Source organism: Pseudorhizobium endolithicum, assembly GCF_902153245.2.
Classification (GTDB): Bacteria; Pseudomonadota; Alphaproteobacteria; order Rhizobiales; family Rhizobiaceae; genus Neorhizobium; species Neorhizobium endolithicum.
The window spans coordinates 541,602-555,494 of record NZ_CABFWF030000012.1 but is presented as its reverse complement, the minus strand read 5'-3'; the positions used below and the strand labels follow the sequence as shown (position 1 = coordinate 555,494).

General features: G+C 63.5%; 14 protein-coding genes and 1 pseudogene. 9 read left to right on the top strand and 6 right to left on the bottom strand.

What is annotated here, in order from left to right:
* Positions 1-110 precede the first annotated feature (110 nt).
* Positions 111-1,208 carry a D-alanyl-D-alanine carboxypeptidase family protein gene (locus RTCK_RS12585; RefSeq protein WP_408004536.1) on the top strand — a complete coding sequence of 366 codons (1,098 nt, stop codon included), beginning with the start codon at positions 111-113 and terminating at the stop codon, positions 1,206-1,208.
* Between the two features lie 8 nt (positions 1,209-1,216).
* On the top strand, positions 1,217-2,335 hold the full coding sequence (locus RTCK_RS12580) for a CobW family GTP-binding protein (protein ID WP_142593033.1): 1,119 nt from the start codon (positions 1,217-1,219) through the stop codon (positions 2,333-2,335).
* Positions 2,336-2,352: 17 nt separating this feature from the next.
* Here the strand turns inward: RTCK_RS12580 and RTCK_RS12575 are convergent, their stop codons facing one another.
* The 5 genes from RTCK_RS12575 to RTCK_RS12555 form a co-directional block, all read right to left on the bottom strand.
* On the bottom strand, positions 2,353-2,589 hold the full coding sequence (locus tag RTCK_RS12575; protein ID WP_142593032.1) for a sulfurtransferase TusA family protein: 237 nt from the start codon (positions 2,587-2,589) through the stop codon (positions 2,353-2,355).
* The gene (locus tag RTCK_RS12570; RefSeq protein WP_142593031.1) at positions 2,586-3,869 is read right to left on the bottom strand and encodes a L,D-transpeptidase family protein; all 1,284 of its coding nucleotides are present in this window, start codon (positions 3,867-3,869) and stop codon (positions 2,586-2,588) included. The genes RTCK_RS12575 and RTCK_RS12570 overlap by 4 nt, the downstream gene beginning before the upstream one ends.
* Before the next feature lie 171 nt (positions 3,870-4,040).
* Positions 4,041-4,994, bottom strand: coding sequence for an acetyl-CoA carboxylase carboxyltransferase subunit alpha (locus tag RTCK_RS12565; RefSeq protein ID WP_142522711.1), 954 nt, complete (start codon positions 4,992-4,994; stop codon positions 4,041-4,043).
* 41 nt (positions 4,995-5,035) lie between these two features.
* Positions 5,036-5,980, bottom strand: coding sequence for a site-specific tyrosine recombinase XerD (xerD, locus tag RTCK_RS12560; protein WP_142593030.1), 945 nt, complete (start codon positions 5,978-5,980; stop codon positions 5,036-5,038).
* 6 nt (positions 5,981-5,986) lie between these two features.
* Entirely contained in the window at positions 5,987-6,142 is a 156-nt protein-coding gene (locus RTCK_RS12555) for a hypothetical protein (RefSeq protein WP_185928002.1), read from the bottom strand.
* A 160-nt stretch (positions 6,143-6,302) separates the two neighbouring features.
* Here RTCK_RS12555 and RTCK_RS12550 point away from each other — a divergent pair, with 160 nt between their 5' ends.
* The 3 genes and pseudogenes from RTCK_RS12550 to RTCK_RS12540 all read left to right on the top strand — a co-directional run.
* Complete coding sequence (locus tag RTCK_RS12550) at positions 6,303-6,896, top strand: shikimate kinase (protein WP_142593029.1); 594 nt, start codon at positions 6,303-6,305, stop codon at positions 6,894-6,896.
* Positions 6,893-8,026: a 3-dehydroquinate synthase gene (gene aroB, locus RTCK_RS12545; protein ID WP_142593028.1), complete on the top strand. Its 1,134-nt coding sequence runs from the start codon at positions 6,893-6,895 to the stop codon at positions 8,024-8,026. The genes RTCK_RS12550 and aroB overlap by 4 nt, the downstream gene beginning before the upstream one ends.
* Before the next feature lie 14 nt (positions 8,027-8,040).
* Positions 8,041-8,910 (top strand): annotated as a pseudogene (locus RTCK_RS12540) (HlyC/CorC family transporter); the annotation flags it as partial.
* A gap of 3 nt (positions 8,911-8,913) precedes the next feature.
* Here RTCK_RS12540 and RTCK_RS12535 read toward each other — a convergent pair.
* Positions 8,914-9,195: a BolA family protein gene (locus tag RTCK_RS12535; RefSeq protein WP_142593026.1), complete on the bottom strand. Its 282-nt coding sequence runs from the start codon at positions 9,193-9,195 to the stop codon at positions 8,914-8,916.
* A 99-nt stretch (positions 9,196-9,294) separates the two neighbouring features.
* Between RTCK_RS12535 and RTCK_RS12530 the strand changes: the two genes are divergently transcribed.
* From RTCK_RS12530 to RTCK_RS12515, 4 genes are all read left to right on the top strand, one after another.
* On the top strand, positions 9,295-9,918 hold the full coding sequence (locus RTCK_RS12530; protein ID WP_142593025.1) for a J domain-containing protein: 624 nt from the start codon (positions 9,295-9,297) through the stop codon (positions 9,916-9,918).
* Between the two features lie 61 nt (positions 9,919-9,979).
* Complete coding sequence (gene cobS / locus RTCK_RS12525; RefSeq protein ID WP_142593024.1) at positions 9,980-10,972, top strand: cobaltochelatase subunit CobS; 993 nt, start codon at positions 9,980-9,982, stop codon at positions 10,970-10,972.
* Positions 10,973-10,985: 13 nt separating this feature from the next.
* Positions 10,986-12,884, top strand: coding sequence for a cobaltochelatase subunit CobT (gene cobT, locus RTCK_RS12520; protein ID WP_142522719.1), 1,899 nt, complete (start codon positions 10,986-10,988; stop codon positions 12,882-12,884).
* Between the two features lie 14 nt (positions 12,885-12,898).
* Positions 12,899-13,882 (top strand): esterase-like activity of phytase family protein, encoded by a 984-nt coding sequence (locus tag RTCK_RS12515; protein ID WP_142593023.1) that lies wholly within the window; start codon positions 12,899-12,901, stop codon positions 13,880-13,882.
* Positions 13,883-13,893 lie beyond the last annotated feature (11 nt).

Sequence of the window (13,893 nt, the reverse complement as noted above, 5' to 3'; positions counted from 1 at the left end):
CCTCCCGGCCATAGTGCCCCGCGCGATTGACGCGATCAATCTTCTTTGCCATTGCTTGGCCACATAGGCCGACTATGGCCGCTCGTTTCCGATACAACGAGGATGCTGCCTTGCAGAACGTTACCCCATGCCTGCCGCGCCCTTCCCGGCTGATCGCGTCGATCGTCGCCGCGTCGGTGCTCATCTCGGCGGGCAATACCCTTGCGAATCCGAGGATGATCGTCGACGTGCGGACCGGGCGGGTGATCGAGCATGAGGATGCCTTCCGCAAATGGTATCCGGCATCGCTGACGAAGCTGATGACCGCCTACGTCACGTTCAAGGCGCTGAAATCCGGCAGGCTCGCGCTGGACACGCCGGTGACCATGAGCAAGAAGGCCGCGGACCAGCCTGCCAGCAAGATGTATTTCAAGCCGGGCTCCAAGCTGACGCTCGACAGCGCCCTCAAGCTGCTGCTGGTCAAATCCGCCAACGATATCGCGGTGGCGGTCGCCGAAACCGTCGGGGGGACGCTCGACGAGTTTGTCCTCATGATGAATGCCGAGGCCGGGCGCCTCGGCATGACCTCGACGCGGTTCATCAATCCCCACGGGCTGCCGGGCAAGGGGCAGTATACCACCGCTCGCGACATGGCGGTGCTCGCGCTGCAGCTGAAGCGTGAATTCCCCGAATATGCCGGCTATTTCTCGCTCGAGGGCGTCAGCACCGGCAAGAAGAACTATGCCAACTTCAATATGCTCGTCGGACGGTTCGACGGCGCCGACGGCATGAAGACCGGCTTCATCTGCGCTTCCGGATTCAACCAGGTATCGTCCGCCACCCGCAACGGCCGGACTATCGTATCGGTGGTTCTCGGTTCCGACAGCCTTGCAGATCGCGCCGACGAGTCCGCGGATCTGCTGCAGAAGGGCCTGTCCACGCCGCTCGGGCAGGGGGTGCCGCTGTCGGCGCTGGCGCCTTACGGCGATACGTCGACCGTCAACGACATCAGTGCCGAGATCTGCAACCCGAAGGCCGCCAAGGTGCGGAGCGAAGGACGTGACGATGCCGGGCGCATGATCGTCCGCTCGCCCTATATCAGGGAAATGTCGCGGCCGCCCCACTACAGCTTTGCCGGTCTCATTCCCGGCTCGGATGCTGCTGCGAGTACCAAGGGCCGGAACGAGATCGCCAACGTGCCGATCCCGCTGCCGCGTCCCACGTTCTGAGCCTGGCCATGTTCCTTGCCTCCGACCGGCTTCCAGTCTCGATCCTCACCGGCTTTCTCGGAGCAGGAAAGTCGACGCTGCTGAACCGGATCCTCAAGGATCCGCAGATGGCCGATACGGCTGTCGTCATCAACGAGTTTGGCGAGGTTGGTATAGACAACCTGCTGGTGGAATCCTCCGGCGATAGGCTGGTGGAACTCGCCAATGGCTGCCTGTGCTGCACGGTGCGTGGAGAACTTGTCGATACGCTCGCGACGATGATGGACGGCATGCAGACAGGCCGTCTGAAGCCGGTGCGGCGTGTCGTCATCGAAACGACTGGGCTGGCGGACCCGGCGCCGGTGATGCAGTCCGTGATGGGGCATCCGGTGGTAGCGCAGAACTTTGCGCTCGACAGTGTCGTGACCGTGGTGGATGCGGTAAACGGTCTCCAGACGCTGGAGCGGCATCCGGAAGCCGTCAAACAGGTCGCCGTCGCCGATCGCCTCGTCATCTCCAAGGGTGGAATGGCAGGCGCCCCTGAGACGGTCCTGCTGCGTGACCGGCTCCGGGATCTCAATCCGCGTGCTCCCGTCATGGATGGTGACGCAGCGGAGGCCGCGACAGCTGCAGTTCTGGCCAACGGCCTGTACGACCCGGCGACCAAGATACCGGATGTCGACCGTTGGCTGCGGGACGAGATGGCGAAGGATGCGCATTCGCATCACCATGACCACCATCACCACCATAATCATGACGTCAACCGCCACGGCGACGACATTCGGTCTTTCTCGCTCATCCACGACACGCCGCTCGATCCGGCGGCAATCGAGATGTTCGTGGACCTCCTCCGCTCGGCTCATGGTGAGAAGCTCTTGCGGATGAAGGCCGTGGTGGCGCTATCGGACAATCCAGAGCGTCCGCTCGTGTTGCACGGGGTGCAGAACATATTCCATCCGCCACAGCGACTGAAGGCATGGCCGGACGGTTCCGACCGACGCACCAGGATGGTGCTGATCACGCAAGGCCTGTCGGAAGACTTCGTCGCGGATCTGTTTGCCGCCTTCAGCGGTCAGCCGCGCATCGACCAGCCGGATCGCACCGCTCTCGAACACAATCCGCTATCGGTGCCGGGCTTGCGGATGTAGCCGCCGTAAGGCTCGGGTCATCCCTTGCGGATGCAGAAGCGGTGGCCGTCCTCGGTTCTTTCCGAGCGCAGCAATTCATGCCCTTCTTCGTTGCAGAAGTGGGGGATATCGATGCCGGCAAGGGGGTCGCTCGTCTCGATCAGGAGTTCGTCCCCGGTGCGCATCGCCTTCAGCCGGCGGCGCGTCTTGAGAACGGGAAGCGGGCATTTCAGCCCTCGCAGATCATACGAGGCGGCGGCCGTACCGGTCGTCATTCCTGCGACCAGAACTTCCAGAACGGCCTCTTCTTGCTCTCGCTTACCGGCGGTGCCGCATATGCTAGCGGATTCTGCGCCGGAATCGGGACGGTCGTGGCGGACGCCTCAACCGTGTCCGTCGGCTGGTTTGGCTGGGCGGCCGCTGCCGTCTCCGTCTGCTGCTGTTGGGGCAGTCGGTCCTGCTTCATCCGCTCCGCGGCCGTTGCCGGGCGGGACGACGTGGAGGCCAGCATGGTTCCGGCAGGCTTGCTCTCAGGCGCCGACCGTTTCGCCATCAGTGCTTCGAATTCGTCCCGCTTCATCAGCTTTCCGGCCTCGAGCGATGTGCCGGTCGGCGCATAAGCGAGATCGCGCCCCTTGCGCTTTTCGGCAACCACCGCCTTGCGTTCGGCTTCCGTCGGCTCGTACCAGACCATGCCGTCGAGTTTCTTGACGGCCTTCTGGAAGGCGACTTCGTAGGCCTTCTGGTGGGATGCCAGCGCGACGTTGAGCGCCGGCGGCGTTGACATGGGCGGGCAAGCGGCGGTGGCGTTGAAGCTCGCTTTGCCCTCGACCTGCTGGTTGAAGACGTATTTCTTCTCGCAGACATTGACCTCAGGAGGGCGCTTGGTCACCTCGAAATTGTCGTAGCCGGTCTTCAGCATCCGCCAGAAATCATAGTGTTCGCTGTTGCGGTGGCGGGCCATGTTTTCAGCCGTCATGCGGAAGGGGAAGGCTTGCAACTGCACCGCGGTCTGGCCGCCCTTGAAGGCGTCACGAGCGAAGGCGTAGATTTCGAGGACCTGTTCGTCGGTCATCGAATAGCAACCGGAGGACGAGCAGGCGCCGTGGATCATCAGGTTGGAACCGGTGCGCCCATTGGCCTGGTCGTAGCGGTTCGGAAAGCCGGTATTGATCGCCAGGAAATACTTCGAGTTGGGATTGAGGTGCGCCGGAGTGAGGTTGTAGAAGCCCTCGGGCGCCTGCCGGTCGCCTTCCTTCTTTTTCGGGCCGAGTTTCCCGGACCAGGCGCAGATCTGGTAGCTCGCGATCACGTCGAACCGGTTGTCCGCCTTCGCCTTCCAGACCTCGAGAACGCCCTCTTCCTTGAAGATGCGCATCATGATGGGCGAATTGCGCGGCATGTTCTTCTTCTGCATCTCGGCGACGATGCGCGAGGGCAGGGGATGCTCCACCTTGTTCTTGACGTGGGACAGGTCGACCGAGTCCAGCGTGTCGTTACAGCCTGCCAGGGCAGTCGCAAGCATCAGGGCGAGAACTATGTTTTTCAGGCGCATCGGCATAGACCACGCAGAGTGTTCATGTCGGAGAGGGGCGGCATAACGGTCGCGATAGTAAAGCAGTAATCTTTACATCTTCTTAACCGCTTGTCCCCCGTCTGCAAAGCGAAACTGCCGCAAAGGCACTGTGAACAGCAATGTGGCCAAATTTGGCGCTTCTGGCGGCTGTTACAGATTCCGGCCGATCTGGAGGAATTTCTGTCGCCGCGCCGCACGGACTTCGTCACCCGACAGCTTGCCGAGATCGGCGAGAGCTGCGGCGATGACATTGCCGGCGGCGTCGATTACCGTCTGCGGATCGCGATGGGCGCCGCCGACGGGCTCCGGAATGATGTCGTCGATGACGCCGAGCTCCTTCAGATCCTCGGCGGTAATGCGCATGTTGGTGGCGGCTTCCTTCGCCCGCGTGGAGTCGCGCCAGAGAATGGATGCTGCGCCCTCCGGCGAGATCACCGAATAGATGGCGTGCTGCAGCATGTAGACCCGATTGCCCGTGGCGATGGCGATCGCACCGCCGGATCCCCCCTCGCCGATGACCACGGAGACCATCGGGACACGAACGGCAAGACACGTCTCGGTCGAACGGGCGATCGCCTCGGCCTGGCCGCGTTCCTCTGCGCCGACGCCGGGATAGGCGCCTGCCGTATCGATCAGGGAGATGATCGGCAGCCCGAATCGATCGGCCATTTCCATGATGCGGATGGCCTTGCGATAGCCCTCCGGCCGGGGGCTGCCGAAGTTGTGCTTCAGCCGGCTCTTGGTGTCGTGGCCCTTTTCCTGGCCCATCACCGCCACCGGCTGCCCCTGGAAACGTGCGAGGCCAGCCTGGATCGCCGCATCCTCGCCGAAGCTGCGGTCTCCTGCCAGGGGCGTGAAGTCGGTGAACAGCCGTGCCGCGTAATCGACGAAGTGCGGGCGCTGCGGGTGACGCGCGACCTGCGTCTTCTGCCAGGCATTCAGCCTTGAATAGATTTCCTCTGTCGCCTCGCGAACCCGGACTTCCAGCCGCGCGATCTCTTCGGACGTGTCGATGCTCTCGTCTTCGGCGGCGAGCTTCTTCAACTCGTGGATCTTGCCCTCGAGGTCGGAGATTGGCTTTTCGAAGTCGAGATAAGTCTGCATGAGATCCGTGTTCCGATCGTTCTGGCCGCGGCGGCGGCCCTCTAATCCCGGTTTTTGCCGGCTTTTGCAAGAGGGTGGTGCTCCTGCACCAGTTGCCGCAGTCTCTCCTCAAGCACGTGAGTGTATATCTGTGTGGTGGAAATGTCGGAATGTCCGAGCAGTTCCTGAACGACGCGCAGGTCGGCCCCGTTCTGCAGAAGATGGCTGGCAAACGCGTGCCGCATGACGTGGGGTGAAATCGCGGCAGCTCTAAGGCCGGCGCGGGCGGCCAGCGCCTTCAGTTCGCGGGCGAATACCTGACGCGGAAGGTAACCCTCCTTGCCCGGCGAGGGAAAAAGCCAGGGATTGTCGTCGTCCCCCTTGAGTGCCGTCCGCCGTGCTGCGCCGTACAGCCGCAGTGCCTCCATTGCGGAGCGGGAGAGCGGCACCAGTCGCTCCTTGTTCCCCTTGCCGCGGATGACGAGGAAGCGGCCCTCCTGGTCCAGGACCTTGGCAGGCAGGGAGACGAGTTCACTGACGCGCATGCCCGTGGCGTAGAGCATTTCAAGCAATGCAAGCATCCGCAACCGTGACGGTTGTCCTGGCGCCGTGTCGCCCGCCTCCGCCGCCGCCCGCTCCAGAAGCCGCGTCACGTCGTCCTCGCTCATCGTCTTCGGCAGAGGCCGGCTTTTCTTCGGGCTGTCCAGAATCGCCGTCGGGTCGTCACCGCGCAAACCTTCGGCATAGAGGAACTTGTAGAATTGGCGCATCGCCGAAAGCCGACGCGCCTGGGAGGTCGGGGCGAAGCCCTTTCGTCCGAGTTCGGCAAGGTAGGCGCTGAGATCGGTGCTGGCCGCCTGCAGAACCGAGACCCTTCTGGCGGTGAGAAAGGAGCGGAGATCGTCGAGGTCGCGCTGGTAGGAGGCGAGCGTATTGCCGGCGGCGCCGCGTTCTGCGCTCATCATCTCCAGGAAGGCTTCGATATGGGCCCGCGACAGGTCGGCCATGGACGCTTACTGTTCGGGCGCGGGATTGAGACGCTCGGAAGGCACCCGGACCGTCACCTCGCGCTCGCGCGGCTCGACCAGGAGAACGAGCGCAAGCAGGCTTCCGTAGATCACACCGCCGATGACCGCCAGGATGAAGAGGAAGCGAAAGAGGGTGGGCATGAAGCGACTTTCCTATGGAGAGCCCGAGGAGCGATCCCCTTCCACTATATGCGCAGTGGCCGGCAAGCAAGCAGGCCTCGGAAACCGGCGGTTTTGCAGGGCGGTGGCTTGACGCTGGCGGTCCATTTGTCGATACCCTTGCCCAAATGGAATTGGGACTATGACAGACCTTCTCACGCCCGTCGCTGCTTCTTCGCTCGCCGAAGAGGCCCGCGACGCCCTCGGCCAGCGCAATCTCATCTTCGTCGGCCTGATGGGAGCCGGAAAGTCCGTTATCGGCCGCATGGTGGCGCAGGCCCTGTCGGTTCCGTTCATCGATACGGATGCGGAAATCGAGAAAGTCTCGCGGATGTCGATCGCCGAGCTTTTCTCGGCCTATGGCGAGGCCGAGTTCCGGGCACTCGAAACGCGTGTCATCGGTCGGCTTCTGCGCGGTGGACCCAAGGTGATCTCCACCGGCGGCGGTGCCTTCATCAACGAGAACACGCGCCGGCTGATCAAGGAAGGCGGCGTCTCCGTCTGGCTGAAGGCCGATCTGGATGTGCTGTGGGAACGGGTCAACAAGCGTGACCACCGGCCGTTGCTCAAGACGGAAAACCCGAAGGCGACGCTCCAGAACCTGATGAACCAGCGGTATCCGATCTATTCGGAGGCCGACCTTACGGTGCCCTCCGGCAATGTCCGCAAGGAAACCATGGTGACGAACGTCCTTTCGGCCGTGATCGGACTTGCCAAGAAAGGCCAGAGAGAATGAATGCCCCGAGCCCCCGGCCGAACGAGCGCCTTGTTCACCTTGCGCTCGGTGATCGTGCCTACGACATCCTGATCGGTCCCGGACTCATTGCCCGTGCAGGGGGCGAATTCATCTCGCGTCTCAAAGGAAGGCGGGCGGCCATCATCACCGACGAGAATGTCGGCGCCCGTTACCTGTCGCCGCTGATGGACAGCCTGCAGACCGATGGTGTGGAGGCGGTGTCGCTTACCCTGCCGGTGGGGGAGAAGACGAAGAGCTTCGACAATCTCGCGGCGGTGACCGACATGGTGCTGTCGGCCCGCATCGAACGCAACGACGCCGTCATTGCGCTCGGCGGCGGCGTGATCGGCGATCTTGCGGGGTTTGCCGCCGGAATCGTGCGCCGCGGTGTCCGTTTCGTGCAGATCCCGACCTCGCTGCTCGCCCAGGTGGATTCCTCCGTCGGAGGCAAGACCGGCATCAACACGCGCCATGGCAAGAACCTGCTCGGGGTCTTCCACCAGCCGGATCTGGTGCTTGCCGATACGGCGGTGCTCGACAGCCTGTCGCCGCGCGAATTCCGTGCGGGCTATGCGGAGATCGTCAAATACGGACTGATCGACAAGCCCTATTTCTTCCATTGGCTGGAGAGGCACTGGAAGCAGGTATTCGAGGGCGGGCCGGAGCGGATCGAGGCCATTGCCGTGAGTTGCCAGGCCAAGGCGGATGTCGTCGTCGAGGATGAGCGGGAGACGGGGCGGCGGGCACTTCTGAACCTCGGCCATACGTTCGGCCACGCGCTGGAAGCCGCGACCGCCTACGACAGCAGCCGGCTCGTGCATGGCGAAGGCGTTGCCATCGGAATGGTGCTCGCCCATCGGTTCTCGGCGCGCCTGAACCTCGCCAGCCCGGACGATGCGGCACGCGTTGCCGCCCATCTTTCGGAGGTCGGTCTTCCCACGGAGATGTGGGATATCCCCGGCGAACTGCCACCGACCGAGATCCTCATGGAGGCCATTGCGCAGGACAAGAAGGTCAAGGGGGGCAAGCTCACCTTCATCCTCACGCGCGGTATCGGCCAGTCGTTCGTCGCCGACGAGGTTCCCGCCTCGGAAGTGATGGCCTTCCTGGAGGGCATGCGAAACCAATGACCAAGCCGGAGAGCCCGCTGTCGCGCCTCGTGAACGGACTGATCCGGCAGCTCGTGAATTGGACGGGCGCGCGTCTTTCGCCGCAGACGCTGGTGCTGGCAACCCATGAGGAGCTTCGTGCCGCGCTCGATCTCCTGCATCAGCAGCCGGGGGCGGAAAAGGCGGATCGCGACAGGCTGACCGGCCTTTTCGAGCTGGAGGAACTCGAGGTGTCCGACGTCATGCGGCACCGCACCGCCATGCGCGGCATCAACGCCAGCGACCCTCCGGAAGCCGTGGTGCGCACCATCCTCGAAAGCCCCTATACACGAATGCCGGTGTGGCGGAACTCGACGGAGAACATCATCGGCGTCGCGCATGCGAAGGACGTGCTCCGGGCGCTCGCCGAGCCGGATGCGGATGCCGGCAGCATCGACATCGTCAGGATCGCCCAGAAACCCTGGTTCGTGCCGGACAGCACCAGCCTCAAGGACCAGCTCAACGCCTTCCTGCGCCGCAAGGTCCATTTCGCCGTCGTGGTGGATGAATACGGCGAGGTGCAGGGGCTGGTGACGCTCGAAGACATCCTGGAGGAGATCGTCGGGGATATCGCCGACGAGCACGATCTGGAGATCCAGGGCGTGCGCCAGGAGGCCGACGGCTCCATCATCGTCGACGGATCGGTACCGATCCGGGACCTCAACCGCGCGCTCGACTGGAACCTGCCCGACGACGAGGCGACAACCATTGCCGGTCTGGTGATCCACGAGTCGAAGCTGATCCCGCAGGAGCGGCAGGCCTTCACCTTCTACGGCAAACGCTTCATCATCATGAAACGCGAGAAGAACCGCATCACCCGCCTGCGGATAAGGCCGGCCGGCGCGGCGGACCTTCCGGCCGAATAGCGGCTACCAGCGGGCCGGCTCGTCCGGCGCCGAGGCTTCGACGGCCAGTGCATGAAGACCTGCATCCAGCACCGGCTTCAGAAGGTCGTTGACCGCTCTGTGCCGTTGCAGCCGGCTCATGCCGCTGAATTGCTGCGCCACGATGCGCACGCGCATATGGGTTTCGCCTTCGCCGTCGAAACCCGGTTGGTGGCCGGCGTGCTGATGGCTCTCGTTGATGACCTCGAGCCGCTCCGGGCGGAGGCCCTCCGTCAGGAGCGTTTCAATGCGGGCTTTGACGGACATGTCGCCTCCGGTTCGCGCCAAGGGGTTACCCAGAAATCAGCAAGAATCCGGTTTGTCAATTCTTGTAGCACCCCTTCCGGAGCCCCATAATGGGGGCTTATGAAACTGGATTCCAAATACTTCGATCGAATTCGGACGCGCCGGAAGAGCCAGCAGGAAACTGCGGTCGAGGCTCCGGCATGCCAGTGGGACGGATGCGACAGGCCGGGCGTCCATCGCGCTCCTGTCGGACGTAACGCAGAAGGGCAGTTCTTCCTTTTCTGCTTCGAACACGTCAAGGAATACAACAAGGGCTACAACTATTTTTCCGGCCTGTCCGACGGGGAGATCGCGCGCTATCAGAAGGAAGCGATTACCGGACATCGCCCGACCTGGACGATGGGAGTGAACAAGGCTTCGAAGCACGCGCCGCTGCACTCCACCCTGCGCTCTGGCGCGGGCAGCATGAACAACAGCAGGATCAGGGATCCGTTCGGCTTCGTCGCCCAGGGTCATGGATCGCGGCCGCGGCCGCAGGCACGCAAGCTCAAGACCCTTGAAGCAAAGGCCTTCGATACCCTGGACCTGACGGCGAGCGCCACGTCGGACGAGATCAAGAGCCGATACAAGCAGTTGGTGAAGAAGCATCATCCCGATGCCAATGGCGGCGACCGCGGATCCGAGGAACGTTTTCGCGCCGTAATCCAAGCATATCAGTTGTTGAAGCAAGCCGGTTTCTGCTAAGCGATACGACGAACGGCAGAGGATATGGCGGCCGGGCGGTGGCTCGCGCCTTGGAGAGATAATGAGCAAGATCGATCTTGATATTTCTAACCTTCCCGACACCACGATTTCGGTTCGGGAAGTCTTCGGCATCGATACCGACATCACGGTGCCGGCCTATAGCAACGGCGACCCTTATGTCCCCGATCTCGACCCCGACTATCTCTTCGATCGCGACACCACGCTCGCCATCCTCGCCGGCTTCGCCCATAACCGCCGCGTCATGGTCTCCGGCTTCCATGGGACCGGCAAGTCCACCCATATCGAACAGGTCGCGGCCCGCCTGAACTGGCCCTGTGTGCGCGTCAACCTCGACAGCCATGTCAGCCGCATCGACCTCGTCGGGAAGGACGCGATCGTCCTGAAGGACGGCAAGCAGGTCACCGAATTCAAGGACGGCATCCTGCCCTGGGCCTATCAGCACAATGTCGCGCTCGTCTTCGACGAATACGATGCCGGCCGCCCGGACGTCATGTTCGTCATCCAGCGCGTGCTGGAATCGTCCGGCCGCCTGACGCTGCTCGACCAGAGCCGCGTGATCCGTCCGCACCCCGCCTTCCGCCTGTTCGCGACCGCCAATACGGTCGGCCTCGGCGACACGACCGGCCTCTATCACGGCACGCAACAGATCAACCAGGCGCAGATGGACCGCTGGTCGATCGTCACGACGCTCAACTACCTGCCCCACGACAAGGAAGTCGATATCGTCGCCGCCAAGGTGAAGAGCTTCGGCAAGACGGCCGAGGGCCGCGACACGGTTTCCAAGATGGTCCGCGTTGCCGACCTGACGCGCTCCGCCTTCATGAACGGCGACCTTTCCACGGTCATGAGCCCGCGTACCGTCATCACCTGGGCGGAGAACGCCGAGATCTTCGGTGATGTCGCCTTCGCCTTCCGCATCACCTTCCTCAACAAGTGCGACGAGCTGGAGCGGACGCTGGTGGCCGAGCAGTACCAGCGCGCCTTCGGCGTCGAACTGAAGGAAAGCGCGGCAAACATCGTCCTCGGCGCCTGAGGCGAGAGCTGAGATGGCGGGACCGGGAGACAACCAGAAGGGCAGGTCGGGCGGACCGGTGGATACCGAGCCGTTGCGCCGGGCGATCACCGGTTGTGTCCGCTCGATCGCCGGCGACAGCGAAGTCGAGGTGACTTTTGCCAATGAGCGGCCCGGAATGGCGGGCGAGCGCATACGGTTGCCGGATATTTCAAAGCGGCCAACGGCCCATGAACTGGCGGTCACCCGCGGCCTCGGCGATTCCATGGCGCTGCGGGTGGCCTGCCACGACACCGGTGTCCACGCCACCCTTTCACCCCAGGGCGCCGACGCCCGAACCGTTTTCGATGCCGTCGAGCAGGCTCGCGTCGAATCCCTCGGCGCGTTGCGCATGAGCGGCGTCGCCGCAAACCTCAACTCGATGAATTCGGAAAAATACGCCAAGGCGAACTTCACCGGCGTCGAACGCAAGGAGGATGCGCCGCTCGCGGAAGCCATGGCGATGCTGGTGCGCGAAAAGCTCGCCGGCACCAAGGTTCCGGAAAGTGCCGGCAAGGTGCTCGATCTCTGGCGTCCGTTCATCGAGGAGAAGGCCGGGGCGGATCTGGACAGCCTGAAAGGCGCGATCGAGGATCAGCAGGCCTTCGCGAAACTCGTGCGGCACATGCTTTCGTCCATGCAGATGGCGGAAGACCTCGGGGACGAGGATACCGATCCCGAGGAAATGGAAAACCCGAACGACGACGAGCAACCCCGCAGCAACGAGAGCGAAAACGAGGAGGTCGAGGAAGAGGCGGGCTCCGACGCCGCTCCTGCCGAGCAGAGCGACGCCGCCGACGACGAGATGGACGAAGGCGAAATGGACGGCGCCGAGATGTCCGACGACGACATGTCGGACGAGGCGGACGACCATTCCGAGACGCCCGGCGAAACGCGCCGGCCGCATACGCCGTTCGACGACTTCAACGAAAAGGTCGATTACCGCATTTTCACGCAGGAGTTCGACGAGGAGGTCCTTGCGGAGGAGCTCTGCGACGAGGCGGAGCTCGACCGCCTCCGCGCGTTCCTGGACAAGCAGCTGGCGCATTTGCAGGGCGCTGTCGGCCGGCTGGCGAACCGCCTGCAGCGGCGGCTGATGGCGCAGCAGAACCGCTCCTGGGACTTCGATCTCGAAGAGGGCTACCTCGACCCCGCAAGGCTCGTCCGTCTTATCATCGACCCCATGCAGCCGCTTTCCTTCAAGAAGGAGCGGGATACGCAGTTCCGGGACACGGTGGTCTCACTGGTCCTCGACAATTCCGGCTCCATGCGCGGGCGGCCGATCACCGTGGCGGCAACCTGCGCCGATATTCTCGCACGCACGCTGGAGCGTTGCGGCGTGAAGGTCGAGATCCTCGGCTTCACCACCAAGGCCTGGAAGGGCGGGCAATCGCGCGAGACCTGGCTGGCGAACGGCAAGCCGGCCAATCCCGGCCGCCTCAACGATCTGCGCCATATCGTCTACAAGTCGGCCGATGCACCCTGGCGCCGCTCGCGCCGCAATCTCGGGCTGATGATGCGCGAAGGCCTGCTCAAGGAGAACATCGACGGCGAAGCGCTGATGTGGGCGCACAACCGCCTGATCGGCCGGCCGGAGCAGCGCAAGATCCTGATGATGATTTCGGACGGCGCACCGGTCGATGACTCCACCCTTTCGGTCAATCCAGGCAATTACCTGGAGCGGCACCTGCGCGCCGTCATCGAGCAGATCGAGATGCGCTCGCCGGTCGAGCTTCTGGCGATCGGCATCGGCCACGACGTGACCCGCTATTATCGCAAGGCGGTCACCATCGTCGATGCGGACGAGCTTGCAGGCGCCATGACGGAGCAACTTGCGGCTTTGTTCGAGGAGAACGGCAGCCAGGGCGGAGCCAGGATGCGGCGCGCCGGGTGACGGACTTCCGTACAATGCGCCGGAGCCTGCTTCTTGCACCGGTATTTGCGTCGCTGCTCGTCTTTCCCATCGCGCGCGCCACCGGCCATGCGGCCGTCGAAGCCAAGGTCATCCGACAGTTCAAGGCGGGCTCGGAAGAGGCACGCTTCGGCGCGTTGGAATTCGTCGGAGGTCTGCAGTATAACTCCGCGGGTGGCAGGATCGGCGGCGTGTCCGCCATCCGTTTCCGGCCGAACGGCCGCGATTTCGTCGCCGTGCTCGACACCGGTGACTGGATGACGGGCGCCATCGAGCGCGACGCGGAAGGCCGGCTGTCAGGTCTCTCCTCCGTTTCCATCGCGCCTATGCTCGACCAGAGAGGCCGTAGCTCCTCCAAGTTCGACATGGATTCAGAAGGGCTCGCGCTGCAGCCGGGCCGGTTGGTGGTCAGCTACGAGCGGCGGCACCGGATCGATGCCTATCCCGATCCCGTATTTCAGAACGGGAAGCCGGAGCCGATCGACATGGTGATCCCCCGGCGGGAGTTGCGCGCCAATGGCGGTATCGAAACCATCGCGGCATCGCCGGTGGACGGACCTCTGGCCGGAGCGCTGGTGGCGGTGGCCGAGCAGAGCATAGACGGCGACGGAAACCTGTTCGCGGCGATCCTGGACGGTCCGCACAAGGGTATCTTCACGGTGGCAAGGCAGGAGCCGTGGGCGGTGACCGACGGAGCGTTCCTGCCCGGTGGGGACCTCGTCCTGCTGGAGCGCAGGTTCAGCTACGTGGCCGGTGTCGGCATGCGCATGCGACGCATAGCGGCAAGCTCGATCCGGCCGGGAGCGGTGGTAGACGGGGATGTGCTGATCGAGGCCGACATGGGCGCCGAGATCGACAATATGGAAGGTATCGACGTCCTCTGCGGTGAGAACGGCGAGGTTCGCATCATCGTCGTGTCCGACGACAACGGTTCCTTCCTCCAGCGCAATCTGATGCTGGAGTTCCGGCTGGTCGACTGAGGGCGCGGAGG